Origin of the sequence: uncultured Algoriphagus sp. (genome assembly GCF_963974365.1) — a bacterium.
Lineage (GTDB): Bacteria > Bacteroidota > Bacteroidia > Cytophagales > Cyclobacteriaceae > Algoriphagus.
Window position 1 is genome coordinate 59,895 of record NZ_CAXBBX010000010.1, and the last position, 18,950, is coordinate 78,844.

General features: G+C 39.8%; 20 protein-coding genes. 9 read left to right on the plus strand and 11 right to left on the minus strand.

The genetic code is table 11. The features are described from left to right. Window position 1: 1 nt before the first annotated feature. The gene (locus AACZ87_RS14355; protein ID WP_339868182.1) at window positions 2–3,193 is read right to left on the minus strand and encodes a SusC/RagA family TonB-linked outer membrane protein; all 3,192 of its coding nucleotides are present in this window, start codon (window positions 3,191–3,193) and stop codon (window positions 2–4) included. A gap of 477 nt (window positions 3,194–3,670) precedes the next feature. After that, window positions 3,671–5,911 (minus strand): sodium-translocating pyrophosphatase, encoded by a 2,241-nt coding sequence (locus tag AACZ87_RS14360; RefSeq protein WP_339868184.1) that lies wholly within the window; start codon window positions 5,909–5,911, stop codon window positions 3,671–3,673. Between the two features lie 403 nt (window positions 5,912–6,314). Between AACZ87_RS14360 and AACZ87_RS14365 the strand changes: the two genes are divergently transcribed. Continuing rightward, window positions 6,315–6,926 carry an HD domain-containing protein gene (locus AACZ87_RS14365; protein WP_339868185.1) on the plus strand — a complete coding sequence of 204 codons (612 nt, stop codon included), beginning with the start codon at window positions 6,315–6,317 and terminating at the stop codon, window positions 6,924–6,926. A gap of 5 nt (window positions 6,927–6,931) precedes the next feature. Here the strand turns inward: AACZ87_RS14365 and AACZ87_RS14370 are convergent, their stop codons facing one another. Continuing rightward, entirely contained in the window at window positions 6,932–7,867 is a 936-nt protein-coding gene (locus AACZ87_RS14370; protein ID WP_339868187.1) for a serine hydrolase, read from the minus strand. Between the two features lie 353 nt (window positions 7,868–8,220). Here AACZ87_RS14370 and AACZ87_RS14375 point away from each other — a divergent pair, with 353 nt between their 5' ends. The 3 genes from AACZ87_RS14375 to AACZ87_RS14385 all read left to right on the plus strand — a co-directional run bounded on the left by AACZ87_RS14375 (window position 8,221) and on the right by AACZ87_RS14385 (window position 10,929). Beyond that, window positions 8,221–8,919 (plus strand): response regulator transcription factor, encoded by a 699-nt coding sequence (locus tag AACZ87_RS14375; protein ID WP_339868189.1) that lies wholly within the window; start codon window positions 8,221–8,223, stop codon window positions 8,917–8,919. Window positions 8,920–8,928: 9 nt separating this feature from the next. Next, the gene (locus AACZ87_RS14380; RefSeq protein ID WP_339868190.1) at window positions 8,929–10,377 is read left to right on the plus strand and encodes a HAMP domain-containing sensor histidine kinase; all 1,449 of its coding nucleotides are present in this window, start codon (window positions 8,929–8,931) and stop codon (window positions 10,375–10,377) included. A gap of 78 nt (window positions 10,378–10,455) precedes the next feature. Further along, on the plus strand, window positions 10,456–10,929 hold the full coding sequence (locus AACZ87_RS14385) for a hypothetical protein (RefSeq protein WP_339868192.1): 474 nt from the start codon (window positions 10,456–10,458) through the stop codon (window positions 10,927–10,929). A 60-nt stretch (window positions 10,930–10,989) separates the two neighbouring features. On the opposite strand, the gene AACZ87_RS14390 is transcribed toward AACZ87_RS14385, so the two are convergent. The 4 genes from AACZ87_RS14390 to AACZ87_RS14405 are packed head-to-tail and all read right to left on the minus strand — an operon-like array spanning window position 10,990 to window position 13,444. After that, entirely contained in the window at window positions 10,990–11,460 is a 471-nt protein-coding gene (locus tag AACZ87_RS14390) for a hypothetical protein (RefSeq protein WP_339868193.1), read from the minus strand. A gap of 2 nt (window positions 11,461–11,462) precedes the next feature. Further along, window positions 11,463–12,101, minus strand: coding sequence for a Crp/Fnr family transcriptional regulator (locus tag AACZ87_RS14395; RefSeq protein ID WP_339868194.1), 639 nt, complete (start codon window positions 12,099–12,101; stop codon window positions 11,463–11,465). Then, window positions 12,098–12,988, minus strand: a complete 891-nt coding sequence (locus AACZ87_RS14400) for a hypothetical protein (RefSeq protein ID WP_339868196.1) — start codon at window positions 12,986–12,988, stop codon at window positions 12,098–12,100. Before AACZ87_RS14400 ends, AACZ87_RS14395 begins: the two co-directional genes overlap by 4 nt. Before the next feature lie 6 nt (window positions 12,989–12,994). After that, window positions 12,995–13,444: a DM13 domain-containing protein gene (locus tag AACZ87_RS14405; RefSeq protein WP_339868198.1), complete on the minus strand. Its 450-nt coding sequence runs from the start codon at window positions 13,442–13,444 to the stop codon at window positions 12,995–12,997. A 115-nt stretch (window positions 13,445–13,559) separates the two neighbouring features. Between AACZ87_RS14405 and AACZ87_RS14410 the strand changes: the two genes are divergently transcribed. The 3 genes from AACZ87_RS14410 (at window position 13,560) to AACZ87_RS14420 (ending at window position 14,638) form a co-directional block, all read left to right on the plus strand. Next, entirely contained in the window at window positions 13,560–13,853 is a 294-nt protein-coding gene (locus AACZ87_RS14410; RefSeq protein ID WP_339868200.1) for a hypothetical protein, read from the plus strand. A gap of 45 nt (window positions 13,854–13,898) precedes the next feature. Then, window positions 13,899–14,297, plus strand: a complete 399-nt coding sequence (locus tag AACZ87_RS14415) for a DUF4174 domain-containing protein (RefSeq protein WP_339868202.1) — start codon at window positions 13,899–13,901, stop codon at window positions 14,295–14,297. Window positions 14,298–14,413: 116 nt separating this feature from the next. After that, on the plus strand, window positions 14,414–14,638 hold the full coding sequence (locus tag AACZ87_RS14420; protein WP_339868204.1) for a hypothetical protein: 225 nt from the start codon (window positions 14,414–14,416) through the stop codon (window positions 14,636–14,638). A gap of 81 nt (window positions 14,639–14,719) precedes the next feature. On the opposite strand, the gene AACZ87_RS14425 is transcribed toward AACZ87_RS14420, so the two are convergent. Further along, complete coding sequence (locus tag AACZ87_RS14425; protein WP_339868206.1) at window positions 14,720–15,181, minus strand: heme-binding protein; 462 nt, start codon at window positions 15,179–15,181, stop codon at window positions 14,720–14,722. Window positions 15,182–15,301: 120 nt separating this feature from the next. Here AACZ87_RS14425 and AACZ87_RS14430 point away from each other — a divergent pair, with 120 nt between their 5' ends. Both AACZ87_RS14430 and AACZ87_RS14435 read left to right on the plus strand, forming a co-directional pair. Then, on the plus strand, window positions 15,302–16,402 hold the full coding sequence (locus tag AACZ87_RS14430; protein ID WP_339868207.1) for a Gfo/Idh/MocA family oxidoreductase: 1,101 nt from the start codon (window positions 15,302–15,304) through the stop codon (window positions 16,400–16,402). A 247-nt stretch (window positions 16,403–16,649) separates the two neighbouring features. Then, window positions 16,650–16,829 carry a histone H1 gene (locus tag AACZ87_RS14435; RefSeq protein ID WP_192350681.1) on the plus strand — a complete coding sequence of 60 codons (180 nt, stop codon included), beginning with the start codon at window positions 16,650–16,652 and terminating at the stop codon, window positions 16,827–16,829. Window positions 16,830–16,901: 72 nt separating this feature from the next. Here the strand turns inward: AACZ87_RS14435 and AACZ87_RS14440 are convergent, their stop codons facing one another. The 3 genes from AACZ87_RS14440 to AACZ87_RS14450 all read right to left on the minus strand — a co-directional run bounded on the left by AACZ87_RS14440 (window position 16,902) and on the right by AACZ87_RS14450 (window position 18,949). Beyond that, window positions 16,902–17,543, minus strand: coding sequence for a hypothetical protein (locus AACZ87_RS14440; RefSeq protein ID WP_339868213.1), 642 nt, complete (start codon window positions 17,541–17,543; stop codon window positions 16,902–16,904). Between the two features lie 23 nt (window positions 17,544–17,566). Then, the gene (locus tag AACZ87_RS14445; RefSeq protein WP_339868215.1) at window positions 17,567–18,112 is read right to left on the minus strand and encodes a DUF4136 domain-containing protein; all 546 of its coding nucleotides are present in this window, start codon (window positions 18,110–18,112) and stop codon (window positions 17,567–17,569) included. 243 nt (window positions 18,113–18,355) lie between these two features. Continuing rightward, window positions 18,356–18,949 carry an outer membrane beta-barrel protein gene (locus tag AACZ87_RS14450; RefSeq protein ID WP_339868216.1) on the minus strand — a complete coding sequence of 198 codons (594 nt, stop codon included), beginning with the start codon at window positions 18,947–18,949 and terminating at the stop codon, window positions 18,356–18,358. Window position 18,950: the final 1 nt, after the last annotated feature.

Sequence of the window (18,950 nt, forward strand, 5' to 3'; positions counted from 1 at the left end):
ATTAGAATGTAACGTTAAGATTGAAACCAAACGAACGTACACTTGGCAATTGACCTGATTCGTACCATCCGATTGCTTGAGATCCAGTGGAAAGCTCAGCTGGGTTGATTCCTTTTGGAGCATTTTGGAATAGCATCGCCAAGTTTCTACCCACTAGGGCTAGCCTTACATTTTCTACCGGAAGTTTAGCGAATTGAGCTTTGTTGAAATTATAACTTAAGCTAACTTCTCTCAATCTGATAAATGAAGCATCATATAACCAATCTTCGTAGATTCTTCTAGCCACTACACCGTAATATGCTTTTGCGTCTACATAAGCAGTCACTTCTTCACCTGTTTCAGCAGAAATACCTTCTACTTTCACTCCACCGCCATCGGCCAATGGATCTCTTACATTCATTCCATTGTCATTGGTAGCAGCAGAAAGTGGATCCAATCCCGTTCTTACTGCTAGCATTTTAGATCTTGAGAAGAACTGACCTCCAGCCTGGAAGTCAATCATCGCAGCCAATTGGAAATTTTTGTAGTTCAACACGTTTTGAAAACCACCATTGAAGTCAGGTAATACAGTTCCAAAATCGTGGGTTGCATCTGTGTAAAGAGGCATATTGTTACTTCCTAGAAGTATTTTTCCAGTAGCTTCATCTCTTTGGTAAGCTTGTCCTACCAAGCTACCGAATGGCTTGCCTACATAGGAATTCAAATAGCTAGAAGTGGAAGAGTAGGTAGTGCTTCCATACTGATACACATCAATGCCTGGATAAAGCTCAACAACTTCATTTCTATTTCTACTTAGGTTGAAGGACATATCCCAATTGAAATCATCAGATCGGAATGGGGTAGCAGTAATTGCTAGTTCAAGACCTTTATTTACAATTTCACCTGCATTGATGGTGGCTGAGCCATATCCGCTTGTTCCGGACACATCTAGATTTAGGATTTGATTCTCATTTCGCTGATTGTAGTAAGTGAAAGACAGGCCGACTCTTCCTTCATAAAATTTGAAATCCACACCTGCTTCGTAGGAGTGGGCAAATGAAGGTTTGATATTTGGATTGTTCAAATTATCAGGAACAGATAAGGTATTAACAGTTGAAGATCCAGAATAGACACTTCCTACATTAAAGAAAGATGTAGTGCTGTAAGGACTCAAATCTGACCCAGCTTGAGCATAACTTAATCTTAGTTTACCTAGCGTCATTACATCAGACTTGATCCACTCACTGAATACTACAGAGGTGGAAATTGAAGGGTAGACATAGGAATTGTCATCTACAGGCAAAGTGCTGGAATTATCATTTCTGATAGAGGCATCCACGAAATAGGTATTGTTGTACCCTAATGAAACCATAGCATAAGCACTTCTGATCGTCTTTCTCAATTGGTAAGATGTAGTAGCAGGCCTGTCTATGGAAGCGTCAATATTGTAGAAGCCTGGAGAAGATAACCCACCGACAGTAGCCATGTATAAGTAGCTATAGTCGCGATCGTAGATGTTTCCACCGACGTTAGCATCTAAAGACAGTTTGTTCCATGTTTTGTTGTACTGCGCCAAAACTTCGTAATTCATCTCTGTGTTTTGATATTTTCCTACAGAATATCCTGGCACACCAGTTCCACCAAAAGATGCTCTAGAATTAATATTTTGAGTATACATGTCAGATCTGACAAAGCCACTAACTTTTAACTCTGGCGTAATTTGGTAAGACAGTCCTACATCACCGAAGAATCTATCTCTGCTGTCATCACTGAAGTTTTCATTAGCTAGGAAATATGGGTTTGCCCAATAAAGCGGATTGAAATTTGTGACTTCTCCAGTTGAAGAACTCGGTCTTCTTAGGTTCCAGTGTAGGAAAGTGCCATCATCATATTTGTAGTCCTTTAATCTATTCATATCCAATGATCGTTGGAACCACTGTCCCAAATACCTAGAACCATCTTCAGATCCTTGTCCTGGACGACGACCCTTGTTAGCCGCATAGTTAATATTTGTGGTTACTCTCAATTTCTTAGTAAGGTCAACACCAAGTCCTAGACCTACATTGTTTCTCTTTAAAGAAGTATTAGGTTCTACACCTTGAATTCGTGTGTCATTTAAGCTAACTCGGAAGTTTGAGTTGGCTCCACCACCAGTAATTGTTACACCATTGTTTACATTGGTGCCAGTTTCGTAGTAATCTTTGATATTATCTGGATGAGCTACGAATGGAGTCAGCTGACCATAAGTTGGGTCCTGAGGATAAAAACTCATTACTTCTCTTACTAAAGTACCATCCATTTTAGGACCCCAGCTTTCATCCACAGACATATCCACGTACTTGTCTCCATTCGGAAGTGTTCTCCAGGTCTGGCTTGAACCACCACCATAAATATCTTGGTATGGCATCAGGTTGGCTACCTTATCTACGAATACAGCAGAACTCAATTCTACCTTTACGTCCGAACCCTTCTTACCTTTTTTGGTAGTGATCATAATTACGCCATACTGGCCTCTGATTCCGTAAAGTGCAGATGCAGTTGGACCTTTCAATACGTTAATCGTCTCAATGTCTTCTGGGTTGATATCCTGACCTAGGTTACCGTAATCTTGACCTGAAGCTCCGGAGAAGTTGGAATTGGAAATTGGTGTGCCATCCACTACCATTAAAGGCTCTCCACCACCGGAAATAGAGTTTACTCCTCTGATTTTGATTTTTTGAGTACCACCCATACTTGCTCCAGACGAGCCAGTCACCTGTACACCTGCTACTTTTCCAGAAAGTGAGCCAAGTACGTTTTGCTCTTTAGTGTAAGTTAAGTTCTCGCCTTTCACTTCTTGAGTAGCATATCCTATGGATCGCTCATCTCTAGTGATACCAAGAGCAGTCACTACTACTTCACCCAGTTGAGATACGTCTTCAGCTAAAGCAATATTGATTTCAGTAGCGTTACCTACAATTTTTCGTTGGGTTGTATATCCTATAAAGGAGTAAACCAGAACTGATTCAGACCCAGGTACGGAGGTGGAATAGTTTCCATCCAAGTCAGTCACAGTTCCAGTGGAGGAACCTTGAATAACTATACTCACCCCAGGAAGTGGCATGCCATCTGCCTGAGAGGTTACTTTTCCTTTGACAGTTTGCTGGGCATAGAGTGGTATGCTAGCCAGAAAACTCAAAAGAAAAAGCAATGTCATTGCGTAGTTTTTCTTCATGTGTTTTGTGTTTATTAGTTGTGTATAAATTGGTTTGCTGTTTTAATCTGTTAACTGGCAAATTACTGCAAGGTTTTTACTGGGTTGGGTAATGTATGTAGCACACAATCAAGTGGCTAGTATACTATTAATCAGAATAAGCCCACATGCAGTTTTGAGCTTCTAAAACTTCACATTTTCACCTATTACTAGACCTGATTTGCTGTTATTGACAAGATTTCTACAGTATTTAGGTCATTTTAGCAATCATTATTTCATAAATTAAGAATAATGCATTGGTTATTTCAATTTTTTGAGACTGATTTTTAACGAAATGATAATAATTTATTTTAGCTCAAATAAAATTTGCCGTTGCGTCTTTCTGCCGTATTATATTCCGAATACATGCAAGAATGAGCTAAGTGGTTAGAACTGAGGTCAAAAAAAAAGGACTGCCTTGTATTAGGCAGTCCTTTGGGAGCTTAAAAGGAGGTGTTCTTAATCCACTTTCTTTATTTCAGTGATAGTTTCGGTCACTACTTTTTTACCTTCCTCATATTTGATTTCTTTTTTAATTTCAACCTTCCCTGAGATTGAGTCAGAGTGAGGAGTTTGGCTGATATGAGGCGCAATAATCAGCGCTACGATGGACATCAGTTTGATCAGAATATTCATTGATGGTCCCGAAGTGTCCTTAAAAGGATCGCCTACTGTATCACCGGTCACAGACGCTTTGTGCGGTTCAGACTTTTTGTAATACATCTCACCGTCGATCTCCACGCCTTTTTCAAAAGATTTCTTTGCATTATCCCAAGCACCACCGGCATTTGACTGGAACATCCCCATCAAAACTCCTGAAACTGTCACCCCAGCCAATAAGCCACCAAGCATTTCTGCAGAGGAAACTTGCTCAAATACACCTTGGAAGCCAAATCCTACCAAAATAGGAGTGATCAATGCGATAGCGCCTGGAAGTAGCATCTCTCGAAGAGAGGCTTTAGTAGAAATCTCTACACATTTATCATATTCAGGCTTAGCCTTATATTCCATAATGCCTGGAATTTCTCTAAACTGGCGCCTTACTTCATTTACCATATCCATCGCAGCTCTACCTACTGCTGCTATAGCAAGGGAGGAGAAAATATATGGAATCATCCCGCCTACAAATAACGCAGCCAACACTGGGGCTTTGAATATATCAATGGCATCAATACCAGCTACACCCACAAATGCAGCGAAAAGTGCGAGGGATGTCAATGCTGCCGAAGCAATTGCAAATCCTTTACCCGAAGCTGCAGTAGTATTACCCACTGCATCCAGGATATCTGTACGTTCCCGCACTTCCTCTGGGAGTTGGCTCATCTCAGCTATACCACCAGCGTTATCTGCAATCGGGCCAAATGCATCAATAGCAAGTTGCATAGCAGTGGTAGCCATCATTCCTGCTGCCGCAATCGCAACCCCGTAAAGACCAGCAAAAGCATAGGATCCCATGATTCCGCCTGCCAAAACTAAAATCGGAAGAACTGTCGATTCCATGCCGACAGCAAGACCTGCGATGATGTTTGTCGCATGACCGGTTGCAGACTGATTAATAATGGACTTGACTGGACGTTTGCCCATGGCAGTATAGTATTCTGTGATGATGCTCATCAAAGTTCCGACCACAAGACCTAGGATAATAGCATAAAACACGTCCATGTTAGTGAAGTCATATCCTCTTATAGATAAGTTCTCTGGAAGCATGTATTTCACTACAAAAAAAGAGGCAATACCCGTAAATACTATAGATGACCAGTTTCCCATATTCAAGGCATGTTGCACATCACCTTTGTCATTTTTGATGGTCACAAAGAACATTCCCATGATAGAGAATACGATTCCCAATCCTGCCAAAACCATTGGAAGTAGTATAGGAGCAATTCCTCCAAAATTATCTAATGAAACTATCTCTCGTCCCAGCACCATAGTCGCTAGGATAGTGGCTACATATGATCCAAACAAATCGGCTCCCATTCCGGCCACATCTCCTACATTATCACCTACGTTATCAGCAATGGTTGCGGGATTTCTGACATCATCTTCAGGAATTCCAGCTTCAACTTTACCTACTAAATCCGCCCCTACATCGGCCGCTTTGGTATAAATACCACCGCCAACTCTTGCAAAAAGGGCAATTGATTCTGCTCCTAGAGAAAAGCCTGCCAGTACTTCAAGCGCTTTTTCCATTTCTACCCCATTTACGCCAGCACCTACACTTTGTACATACATGTTATAGAATAAGATAAATAGTGAACCTAATCCCAATACGGCCAAACCTGCCACACCAAGTCCCATGACAGAACCTCCGGTAAATGATACTTTCAGGGCGTGTTTCAAACTTGTCCTGGCCGCTTGGGTGGTTCTCACGTTCGCCTTAGTAGCTATATTCATTCCTATGTAACCTGCGAAAGCTGAGAACACCGCTCCAATCAGGAAGGAAATCGCGATCACGGGACTGGAAGTCTCTACAGACATTCCCGACCAGGCCAAAAGAATCACTGCGATGACCGCAAAGTAGGAAAGTACTTTCCATTCTGCTTTCAAAAATGCCATGGCCCCGTCAGCTATGTATCCAGCGAGTTCCACCATGTTTTTATCACCTGTTTCCTGCTTAGTAACCCAAGCGGATTTAATGGCCATCACAATCAGGCCCACCAGTCCCAGCGCAGGGACTCCATAAATTAAAGCTTGTTCCATAGGGTATATCTTACTGTTAATTTTGAATTTGTTAATTGAGCAAATATATAACTTCTCACTTACCGACCAATCGCAGAAGATTAGCGTATAATATGCTGTTTTTGAGAAATTTATTAGTGATTATTCAATGAAAGTAGCAGTCGGTTTCAATTTCATTGTAGATTTTGCTAATCCGTTGACAATTCGTGAATTAGTGAAACATTTGAAAAACTTAATCGAAGGAAATTTTTAAGAATATTTTCAAGAACCTAAAAGGTACTATTATAGAAGGTAAGTAGACAAAATCCTCCAGTTTGTAGTAGTGTCAGTTTTAAATTGCTAAAATTCAATTATTTAAATGTTCGAATTTCAATATAAATAGTAAATTAGTTTTCTTTTATCTATAAAAATCACTGTAAAGCCTGTGGATATACTTCTCGATACTTTTGAACTGGCGATTAGAAAATTGTTTGCCGAGCGATTAAATCCAGACGTTTGCTACCATAATATAGACCACACCTTATCAATTGTAGCTAAGGTGAAGGAAATTGGGCTATACTATAATTTAGAACAGGAGCAGTTAGACGAGTTGTTTATAGCCGGCTGGTTACATGATGTAGGCTATTGGAACGGGGTTGCTATAGATCATGAATTGAGAGGAGCCGCATTTGCCAGGGAATTTTTGAAGCAGTATGATGTCAGTGAGGAGGGTATTGAGCGTATTTGTGGAGCTATCCTAGCCACCAAAGTCCCTCAGCAACCTCATAATCTCATGGAGTCTATCATTTGCGACGCTGATTTATATCATTTGAGTTCTGATCAGTGTTATGCTCAAACTTTACTGCTAAAAAAGGAAACTGAACAGTTAAGTGGAAATCCTATTGAGCTGCTGGATTGGCTCAAAAACAGTGAAAAATTTATGGTAAATCACCATTATCACACGGAATATGCAGCTAAATTTTTTCAACAAGGAAAAGAGGAAAATTTAAGATTTCTGCAGACTAAAATAGAAGAATTGGCTAAAGCGGAGATTTAACCCACCTAATAGGCTAATCCTTCCAAGTACTTATTAGTGCCTTCTGGCTGAGAATAGGGCTGGCTGGGATTGAAATAATTCCAGATAAAATTTGAGATTTCCCTAGTGATCACCCAAGCTTCATTATCATAATTCCAACTTTTATCCTCGTTGTTGTTTGTGAAAATTGCGCAGACATAATCTCCTTCTGGAGCATTGACCAAAAAGACTTCTGAACGTGAGGAGTTGACCATTCCTTGCTTGCTGGCCACATTTACGCCAGCTGGAATCCCTGAAACAGCATAGTCTGTATAAAATGTGTTAGATAACAATCGATACATCAATTCGGATGCTGCCGGGCTGATAATTTCCCGATTATTTAATTGAACAAGGATTTTAGCCATTTCCTTAGGAGTGGTCTGTCCCCAGCCGTATTTCTCCCAGTTACTTTCCCGTCCAGGAGTTCGACTATTAACGCGTGTATGTTCGTAGCCCAGTTTATCCATGACGGTATTTATCTGCATACCTCCTCCTGCCAATGCTTGATTCCAAAGTGAAGTGGTGTTGTCAGAATAGCTCAGCATCAATGCAAGCAAAGTGCTGAGGTCTGTTTGGGTGGAATCCTTGAAAAACTGCATAATTCCTGACCCTCCATATTTAATCGAGTCCCTGTAGATTAAAGGCTCTCGGTAGTGCAATTCACCTTTTTCTATCTTATCAAAAACGCCTAGAAGTATTGGGATCTTCACAATACTAGCCGTAGGGAATAGGGAATCGGAACTGATTTCCACTGTAGCTCCAGTTTTTAGATGTTGGATATAAATGCCAATATCACCATGAAAAGTCTCTGAAATTTCTTTAATCGATGAAGTCAGTTCCTGGTCTAATGTAGTCTGCGCCTGAAGTTTAGTTGTAAAAGCCAAAATAAAAATGGATAGAACCAATGCGCTTTTTAAAGTCATAGAATTAGGAGTTTGGAAAATAAATATGGTGAATTTTAGATTATGATTATTCGCAATGATGCCAGTTACCTTATATTCTTAGCTTATCTGGTCGGAAGACCGATGACCGAAGACTCCCGCAATGGCGGGACAGGCTGAAGTGGCCTCAATTCTTAAGTTTAACAGATCTTACATTGCTTTTGCTACCTTACTGGTAGAAAAGCTGATATACATTTTTTAGATAATCCAACCAAGGATTTACTGCGCTCAAGTTGATTTCTTATGCTTTTTGGAGTAGAATGACTGTTCGAAAGCACATTGTGATAGTTTCGTGATGATTAGAATATAACTTCCGCATTCATATTATTTTTCAGATGAAAAAAGTACTTATAGTAGAAGACGATCCCAATATCAGCCAACTGATTCAGATTCACCTTAAGGATCTGGATTATGAAATAAAAGTCAGGAATAATGGGAGGGAAGGGTTTGAAGAAGCAAATTCCAATTCTTACGATTTGCTTATTCTTGACATCATGCTTCCCGAAATGGGTGGTATAGCTATTTGCCAACGACTGAGAGCATTGGATAATTTCACTCCAATTCTTATGATCACGGCCAAATCGGAGGAAATAGATAAGGTGATCGGTTTGGAATCCGGTGCTGATGATTACATCACCAAGCCATTTAAGATCCGGGAATTCATCGCAAGAGTCAAAGCTATCATGCGCCGTCAGGATCAGTTCGCAATACTTTCAGCTAATGAGGTCAAACTGATCAAATTCGAGTCTCTGGAAATAGATGAGAAAAAACGAAAGGTCTTGCTCCTTCAAAAACGCGTGGATTTGACTCCAAAAGAGTTTGATTTATTAGTGCTCATGGCAAAGAATCCGGGGAGAAGTTATTCCAGGGCGGAATTGCTGGAATTGATCTGGGGATATGATTTCTCTGGCTATGAACATACTGTAAATGCGCATATTAATAGGCTTCGAGCAAAGATCGAGGCAGATCCTAATAATCCGGTTTATATTTTAACTACCTGGGGAGTGGGATATAGATTCAATGATGAATTTTAAGCTACAGCTATGAAAAGTCTATTTCTCAGAATTTCTCTCATCTTCATTCTGGTATTACTGATTGTGGGTTGTTCATATGTTTTTATCACGGCAACGACCGCTCAGCGCTATTTTCAGGAAACTACCCAGCGTCTTAATGCCACAGTCGCGGAATACATGATTGAGGAGGTTAATCCTTTTGTAGATGGAGAAGTAAATGAAGCCGCCCTAGGTACAATTATGCATTCCATGATGGCTGTCAACCCGGGGATTGAAGTATATCTGCTGGACCCAACTGGAGAAATTATTTCCTACGTTGTTTTGGATCAGCTAGTCAAGTTAAAACGAGTCGATTTAGCTCCAGTTAAAGAATTTATCGCCGCCAAAGGTGATGATTTTGTGATGGGGGATGACCCAAGAAACCCAGGTGAGCAATCGGTCTTTTCGGCCACTGCTGTGTATGATGATGAGAAGTTACTCGGCTACGTGTACATTATTTTGGCTAGTGAAAAATATGAAACCATCTCTTCTGGCGTATTAGGGAGCTATTGGATGCAGCTGACCTTCAATTCTATTCTGATCACTTTAGTGGTGGCATTGCTGATTGGCTTAGTCCTGATCGCATGGCTAACTAGGCATTTGCGCACAATAGTTAAAACTGTGGAGCGATTTAAGGATGGAGATTTGAACGCAAGAGTGCCAGATTATAAGACTAACTCAGAATTTTCTGTGTTGGGTGAGACTTTTAATCACATGGCTGATCGGATTCTCCATAATATAGAGGAACTCAAAAATGTAGATTCTTTACGTAGGGAGTTGATTGCCAATGTGTCTCATGACCTCCGCAATCCTCTCGCGATTATAAATGGCTATATAGAAACCTTGCAGATGAAAGGAGAGTCCCTTTCCCAGGAAGAAAGGGAGAGCTATCTGAAAATCATCGGAAACAGTACGGATAAGCTCACCAAATTGGTTGCAGATCTTTTTGATTTGTCCAAGTTGGAATCGGGACAAATGCAGGTGAAGAAAGAGAACCTGAATATTCAGGAGTTGCTTCAGGACAGTAGTTTGAAGTATGAGCTTTTGGCTAAGTCAAAAAACATTTCAATCGACACAAGCATTTCCTCTTCGTTGCCCATGGTGAAAGCGGATCTTTACTTACTTGATCGTGTGATCCAAAATCTGCTTGATAATGCAGTAAAATACACTCCCAATGATGGAGAGATCAGTATTGAAGCAAATTCTGTAGCTGGAGCAGTACAGGTGAAAATCAAAAACTCAGGTGGAGGAATTCCTCAGGCAGATTTGGAAGCGATTTTTGATCGCTATTATATGATTGACAAGGAGCGGGAAGGAGTAGAAGGCTCAGGACTTGGCTTGGCCATAGTAAAGAGAATCCTGGAAGTTCATGGATCAGATATTTACATCCAATCAGATTCCAATACGTATACAGAATTTATATTTGAACTTCCAACTTAGTTTTTTTGGTAATTGAGTTGGTATTCAGGAATAAAAGTTTCAATTTTCTGAATACCAAACTGTTAAAATTCTGCTGTGATGAAAAGTATCTGTATTTTCTGTCTTTTTGGTGTTTTCCTTTTGATGAATGGATGTGTTGAAGATCTTGAGAAGGAAACAGATGAACTGACAGGGAGATGGGAAAATAGCTTTCCTGACCCTGATGACAGCACCAGCGTTCTAGTTTTATACTATGTGATGAAAAGCGACGCTACTTTAGAAGAAGGATATCTAAAAAGAAATCTACAAAGTGGTGAAGAAGGATATTTGTTTTTAGCAACCAGTGAGTATGCCACCAAAGATGGATTTATAGAGTTTTCCGATTACACTACCTTCAGAAGCGAATCCGAATCAGGGAATCTCGAATACATTCCCAAAGAAGAACTTGTACGCTATGGTACTCCAATGTCCCGAAAGATGTCTTACAAATTATTGGAAAATAACCAGGTATTGTCTGTCTATCAGGGTTGCCCCGCTGATTTTTGCTATGATGTTCTATATGACAAACTTTAACAATGCATTTCAAAAGGAGATTATTTAGTTGGGCTGTAACTTTTTACGGTAGAAGTTTGCCTACTTAAGCTCAGCAAAGCCAAATGGAATAGCCGCTGCACCACACCATAGGATTCCGTGTGAAAACTTTGAATCTGGAAAGTTGGCTAGTTTGAAATAGTGTTCTCCAGGTTCATTCACGACAGCTACTAATTGGAAGCTTTCCTTTTCTGAAAGTGTTAAGTCTTTTGATGAAGAAAGATAGACGTTGACAGTTCCGGTATGAAAACTTGAAGTAAAGTCACTGCCAAGTTTGATAAAGTATGAACCGCTTTCGTCGGTGACCAAATCTATCATTCCCTTGGTGTTGGAGCCACTTTGAGAGGTGAATGTTCCTGTTTTAAGGATTTCTACTTCTCCTGTTACTTTCACTGATCCGGGAATACCGCTAGTGTCATCAGGGATGATGGGATCAGAGTCTTTTGAGTTATTACATGCACTGGAAAAAAGAAGTATTGAGAATACAAGTGAGTAAGTGATAGATAGTTTCATGATTACGAGAGTTTAAAGTTGGCTAAGTCACGGAAGAGAATTCTATTTCTGCTGTAGTTGATAATCCCCTTTTGCTTCAGATTAGACAAGGTTTTGGTTACAGTTTGCCTACTGGAGTCAGAAAGTAAGGCAAAATCCTCATGGGTTAAGTTGATTTTCAGAAGGGTTTCGTCCCCATATTTCTTTCCTAATTTCACCGCAAGTTCTTTTAGTACAGCTCTGATTCGCTGCTCAGCATCACACGAAATAAGGCGTTCGTGTCTTTGAGCTGATTCTAAAGCTCTATCAATTAGTTTTTGGTTTAAACTTTTTTGTTCCTGGAAGGATAAATTAGCAAAGCTGCCCACTTTTTGGATTAGGGTGCCATCTTGGATTGCTATCGCATAGCTCAAATTTTGTCTAGGAAAGGTTGAGTCAACTTCGCCTTCACCGATAATTTCGCCTTCTCCTACTATTTTCAATATGGTTTGAAGGCCATTTGGAAGCGTTTTTTGCAGCTTAACGATTCCTTTTTTTATAAGATAAAAACCTTCTGAGTGCTGATCTTGCTTATAGATGCTTTGTCCTTTGGAGTAACTTTTGAAAACAGGGAAAGTAATCTGGATTGACTCTCTCGAGGGTTGTATTAGACTAGGATTCATTTTTTCTGTGGTTTATGTTCGTAATAGACTCCCAAGCCGAAAACTCCTGAGGAGTAGATGTTTTTTCGCTCGAAAATCCAATCGTTGTAGTTTCTATAGTTCAAACTCAGGTGAATGTTTTTGTAAACGGGCATACTTGCCCCAAAGCTGTAGCCAGTATATTCGGTGCCGTCACCTCGGACAAAGTCCGTTGCTACATCCACTTCGTCCACAGAACTGAGTGCATTTAATCGGGCATTTACCCAAACAATGTCCGCAATGTGATAGCCTATCTCCGCACCAATGGCAAATTGGTCAGAAAAGGAAACGCCTTCGTACTGAGTTCGGAAATTATAGGAGGTGAAGAGATTCCCATAGAAAGGAATGGATGGAAGTGCAAAAGAAGTGGCCAATGTTGTCCAAACATTGAATTCTCCATCTCCAGATGGGAGATTGATTTGTTCAAAGTCACTGACCTTACTTTTGGCAAAATGATTTGCCCTCCCTATAGGAAGTTCAGGGGCCATGGAGATACTCAAGGGGAAATACTTTTTGAGAAGCGCGTGCTTGAACTCCAACCGTAAGTCACCGATGCCGCTTACCGTTTCAGTAGTTTCAAAACCATTCCAGGTTTGTAAAGGCCAATTGGCTATAATGGTGAATTTGTCAGTGACTCCGTACTCGCCATAGAAAATCAAGGATTGCTGTGAAAATTGATTTGTTTTCAGCAGATCTCCTTCAAGAGAATAGTAATCTTTTGATTTCAGCGATTGAAAACTGAGTTGGTAAAATCCTTCTGTTTTTTCTTTGGTCCAACCACTTTGCGCAGCTATATCCAAAGAAATTAAACACATAAACCCAAGGACAACTGCCTTGAGTTTAGATGTAAGTGAGCGTTGGAATTCCATGTTTTGTTATTGAAGTGGAGCATTTCCGAAAGGAATCCCTACCGATCCACACCACAATAAAACGTGGGTGTATTTGGCGGTGTTTACTCCAGATGGAATAGCGAAGAAATTTTCCCCAGCCATTCTTACTGGACCAACTACCAATAAGTCAGGATTTCCGTTGCCTGGGTCTGCCATAAAAGTCGCAGAAGTGGACAAGTAAACAGTCACCGTACCAGTGGCTAGTGCAGTATTGAAGTTAGAGCCAAACTGTAAAAACTCCTTGCCCTCTGTGTCCAGCCCTAACCCGGCAGTTCCCATTGATCCAGCTCCGTTTTGATCTATGAATGTGCCGCTTCGAGTTACATTCAGAGTGCCTGTTGGTGTGGTTGGGTCTATAGTGACTGGATCCGTGTCGTCTGCACATGAGACTAAGCCTAAAAAGGCTACATAAAATAGGATAAATACTTTTTTCATGATTATGAGGTTTTGATTTATTCAAAATTGCTCTCAGGATATCACAAAAAAGTCACGGAAGAGTAAACAATTTATACCTAAGGTTCTTTTCTTTGGAGAGAAAAACAGCCTAACTATGAAACTTGACGATAAACAGATTTCCGATTTTTTAGAATCAAATGATAAGATAAACGAGTATGATCCTATCCTGAAGTCACTTTGGTATGATGGAAATGGGAACTGGGAGAAAGCTCACGATGAGGTAGATAGTCTGGGTGGACAAGATGCCGCGAGAATCCATGCTTATTTGCACAGAAAGGAAGGCGATCAATGGAATGCTGATTACTGGTACAGAAGAGCTGGAGAAAGTAAGCCTAATCTCACGCTAGATGAAGAATGGGCGGACCTGCTCAGTCGCTTTTTGAAATAGAGCTGAAAAAATATAACCAAATGGAACAGTGGCAGTTGTATGAATATGAAGTCATTTATGCTACTAGCTGTACTCCTTTTTATGATCCCTGATACAAGCAAGACCCTTGAAGATTTTCGTTGGAAAAAGCGGATAGTTATTTCGAATTTCACCGATCTTTCAATTGATTCATTATTGGCCAGTTCGGAAACACAAATTGAAGAAAGAAAAATGCTTTTTGTGGAGTTTGAGAAGAGCAAATTCATCAAAAGCTCAGGAGATGATAAAATAGAATTTGAGGCCTTTTTAGAAGTATTAGCCAATACCAAACCTACATCAGATTGGATTTTGATCGGACTTGATGGTGGTGTGAAAGCTTCTGGTGCGCAGAAGGACTTTTCCTTGGTTAAGATTTTCAGACTGATCGATCAAATGCCAATGAGACAGACAGAAATAGGTGATTAACTGGAGTTAATGATCCAAAAATCTAAGTTTGATGCCAATAAATACCCTATACAGGGTATGTTTTCATTTAGAATTGATAGGTAATTTTGAGTATTATAAAACTCATCAACAAGCCTATGAAATTCTTTTACCTATCTACTGTTCCGAATGATAATGGTCTTCATGAAGTTCATGATCGTGAATGTGAACAAATTCCGGATTCGTATGATCGTGATTATTTAGGTCCTTTTAATTCCGGTAATGAAGCCATGAGAAAAGCGCTTACTATCAAAAACGAAGTTAGTTTATGTGATAATTGCTGCAAATCAATGGGCTACTCTGCGATTTCAAATTTAGATTGAACTCGTTTAGAATAAAAATAGCTACCTGTGCAGGTAGCTATTTTACTTTATTAGAGTTGGGGTGCTAGACGGAGTAGTAGCCTATTTGTATACTGCAATACCTGCCTCAGCTACAATACCATCCTGAGCCGAACTTGCTCCAGAAATCCCGATTGCACCCACAAGTACGCCATCTTTAACTATAGGAAGGCCCCCTTCAATTGCGACTGCATTTGGCAAGGTTGCGATTCTGACTCCGCCTTCAACTTTCATCATATCTTCGAATGCTTTTGTCGGCCGTTTGAAATAAACAGCTGTTTTTGCTTTTCCCAGTGCCACATCGATACTACCAAGTTGGACTCCATCCATTTTGCGAAGCGAGATCATATGTCCACCAGCATCGAGTACTACGATCACCATATTCCACCCCTCAGCTTTTGATTTGGCTTCGGCAGCATCAGATATCTTTGTAGCGTCTGCAAGTGTGAGATAGGGTTGCATTGTGTTTTGTGCTTGGATCAGAAAAGGCATCCCTATAAGAATAAGCAAGAGTAATTTTTTCATAGTTGTCTAAGGGTTTGATGGAAAATGAATACTCGTTGAATTTAGTAACTTTTTTGGAGGTATGAATGAAAGCATTATCTTGATAAGAATATTAGTTTTCAAACCCTTAACCTATAACCTATGAATTTTATCTCAAGAAGAACCACATTGAAATCTCTCGCTCTAGGAGCAGGAGTAAGTTTAGTTTCACCTTTTAGTGTTTTGTCATCTCCCAAGGTTCGTAAAGACAAACTCGGAGTTGCCCTTGTTGGACTTGGCTATTACAGTACAGATCTTTTGGCACCAGCTCTAGAAAAGACGGAGAAGTGCTATTTGGCTGGAATAGTGACAGGAACACCATCCAAAGCTGCCGTGTGGAAGACCAAGTACAAGATTCCTGAAAAGAACATATACAACTATGACACATTTGATGCTATCGCTGACAATCCGGATATAGATGTGATTTATATTGTTTTGCCTCCTTCTATGCACATGGAATACGTGGTAAGGGCAGCTAAGGCTGGGAAGCATGTCTGGTGCGAAAAGCCAATGGCTATGACCGTAGAGGAATGCCAGACCATGATAGACGCATGCAAGAACGCGGGAGTCTCACTTTCAATTGGTTATAGGTGTCAGCATGAGCCAAACACACAGGCATTTCAGAAAATTGTACAGGAGAAAAGCCTAGGGAATGTAGTAGGACTAGACTGTGCTGCAGGATACAGAGAGAATCGCACGGATCATTGGAAGCAAAAGCGTGAAATGGGTGGAGGAGTAATCTACGACATGGGTGTTTATGCTATTCAGGGGGCGAGACTAGGGTCTGGGATGGAACCAATAGCGGTCAATTCTGCTAAAATATGGACCGAACGACCAGAGATATATAAAGATGGCTTAGGAGAAATAGTTGAGGCAGAATTGGAGTTTCCAGGAGGAGTAATCGGAACGATTAAAACATCATTTGGAGGCAATATGAATTTCCTAAATATCAAGTGTGAGAAGGGGATGATAGAAATGGAGCCTTTTTCTGCTTATGCTGGAAATAAAGGTAAGAGTCCACTTGGAGAAATTAACTTCCCGTTTCAGCAGCCAATGGAACAAGTTTATCAAATGGATGATGATGCCCAGACAATCATGGATGGCAAACCTCAATCTGTGCCTGGAGAAGAAGGGCTTCGGGACATCCGCATTGTTCAAGCAATACTTAAGTCTGGTGAAACCGGTAAAAAAGTAATGATTTAAAGGGGTAAAAAAACCTTATTGGGCAATGAATAAGCCAATATGGGTAGAATAGAAGCGTTTTTGCGAGAATATTAAACTCAATTTTTAGCCTGAAATATTGCCGAAAATTGAAAAAAACGAGTGTTTTAATGAAAACATCATTTTTCTGCACTAAAAATTAAAAATAAACTCCAAAAGACTTCTAATGGCACTATAAATGATGTTTATTGTGTTCAATTATAATTTATAACCAACCAATAAAACGATTATGAGCAGACACCAAGAAGTTAAAGATTTGGTAGATTCTTTAGAAGCAGACTTTGCAAAATTCTACGAAAATGGTAACAAAGCAGCTGGCACTAGAGTAAGAACAGGAATGCAGGCTATTAAAAATCTTGCGCAAGAAATCAGAGCTGAAGTTACAGCAAAGAAAAACGAGGCTAAATAATTTACTTTAGTCATTAATGATAAAAGCCCCGATAGAATTTTCTATCGGGGCTTTTTCGTGTGCTTTTTGAATCTATTGCTTGGTGATTATACCGTCCTTGATTAACTGGTATTCTACGGACTGAGCAAATGCTTTGGAGAATGTCTCAATAGAAGAAGGATTAGTGGTCTCTGATTGAGCTGACCAAACCAATTCTTCCGTTTGAGCATCATAAAGATTCATCTCTAGATAGTAATTTTTATCTGTGGCATAATAACCTGGATCATACATCACTGGATTGTAATAAGAGTAGTATCCATAAAATCTACCATAATATCCTCCATATCCCATTGGAGAATACATCGTGGTCCCTGGGACGTATCTAGTTTCAGAAGTTTGGTCTAGTAGTGCAATCGTTAAAATCGCATCGTGACCTGCAGCCTGAATAGCTTGTACTGTTTTATCCTTGTTTTCCGGAGTAGCTTTGAACCCAGGAGGGATGATATCAAAACTGCTGTTTGCAGTGATCCCATCTTCCTTTAGAATAGTATCGATATCGTTTTCTATCGTTTGTCTTGCTACTAGCTTGTCTGTTAAAGCTGTGACAAAAATATTACTATATCCACCTGCTTTGGCAGAAGGAGCTTTCCAAGAACCGGTGATTTTTGTACTAGGTGAGCACGCAGCTACTGCCGCTAATAGCACAAAAGCTACAATTGCATTTAATTTTCTCATTTGTTGATTGTTATGTTGATTTGTTATTTGTTGTCAATGGATTCAAAAATCTCAGAAACAGCCTCTTCTATTGCTGCTTGCTTTTTTTCTTGTTTGCTAGGGATTACTTTAGACACTACTCCAACCCATTCTGCCTTATTAGTAGGAGCGTCTATCAAGTGCATAGTAAGTGTACCTTCTTTATATTTTCCCACTACTATTTCTTGGCTTTGCCAAGTGTAGTTTCTTTGGCCTGTATACATAAATGGATCCGTCGCCAAGCTTGTTTCCCGCGTTTGTTCTTTGTTCTCGATCACTATACCTAAGTTGATTTTCAAATCTGGGTTTGAATTATCTTCTGATAAACCACGGGTAGACATCTGCTTAGCTATTTCTTCTTTCAGATAAACCACTGATTGGGAAAAGGCTGGAACTTCCGAGCCATCCTGATCTACTTCTAAAAATGAATAGGTTTTGTACTTCGCTAGATTGAACTCGTCGTAAAGTCCCGGTTCAACAGTGACATTTGATGCAGTGCAAGCCATGAGACACATCAGCAGGGCTAGAATAAAGTATGTTGACTTTTTCATAAGATTGATAGGTTTATATAAATCAAATTTACTAAACAAATACGTTTAAATCCTGATAGGAGTTTGTTTGTAACTAAAGCAAACTCTATTTGAGCAGGTCATTTGGCTTAAACCAAATAGATTTTTATAGCTAAAAATTCAGTACTATTGATTTGCTTGATAGAAAATTGTGAAACAAAAAAACCGACAAGCATAACAACTTGTTGTACTTGTCGGATGATTTTTAATTAGCAATTATTCAGCTTAACGAATGAATACAATTCCAAAATTTAAACCAACAGTAGATTGTCCATCTAGATTGCTGCTGCTAAAAGACTGGTAGTATTTGGCACCTAGCCTGAAACCCACGTACTGTGCGGGACGATATAATATCCCTACTTCAGGTCTTAATGCAAATTGCCAATGTGTTTCCTCAGAAGAGAAAACCCCCATGTCAATTCTTCTGTCATGTGCTATTGTTCCTAATCCCAAACCAGCATATGGTCTAAATTCACCTGTTCTGTTTGCATAGTAAGTACCAGTGATCAAAATTGGATAATTGTTCTGGTAGCGATACTGAACTCCAGAAAGTGACGCTGAACCCTCGGTATATACCTTGCTTGATTCTCTTTTGTATAGCGTATAACTTCCTATTTCTCCACCTATAGCAAAACTTGGTTTAATAAATCTCTGATATTCGAGATTGATTCCTCTTCCAGAAACTTGATCAATGTAATCTGCAGTATTACCTGTAGGAATACTTACTGAGTAATTTATGGAGAAAAAAGAGGTCTGTGCTTGGGTAGCACTGGCAAAAACCATTACCAGAAGTGCTACTAATATGATTGACTTTTTCATG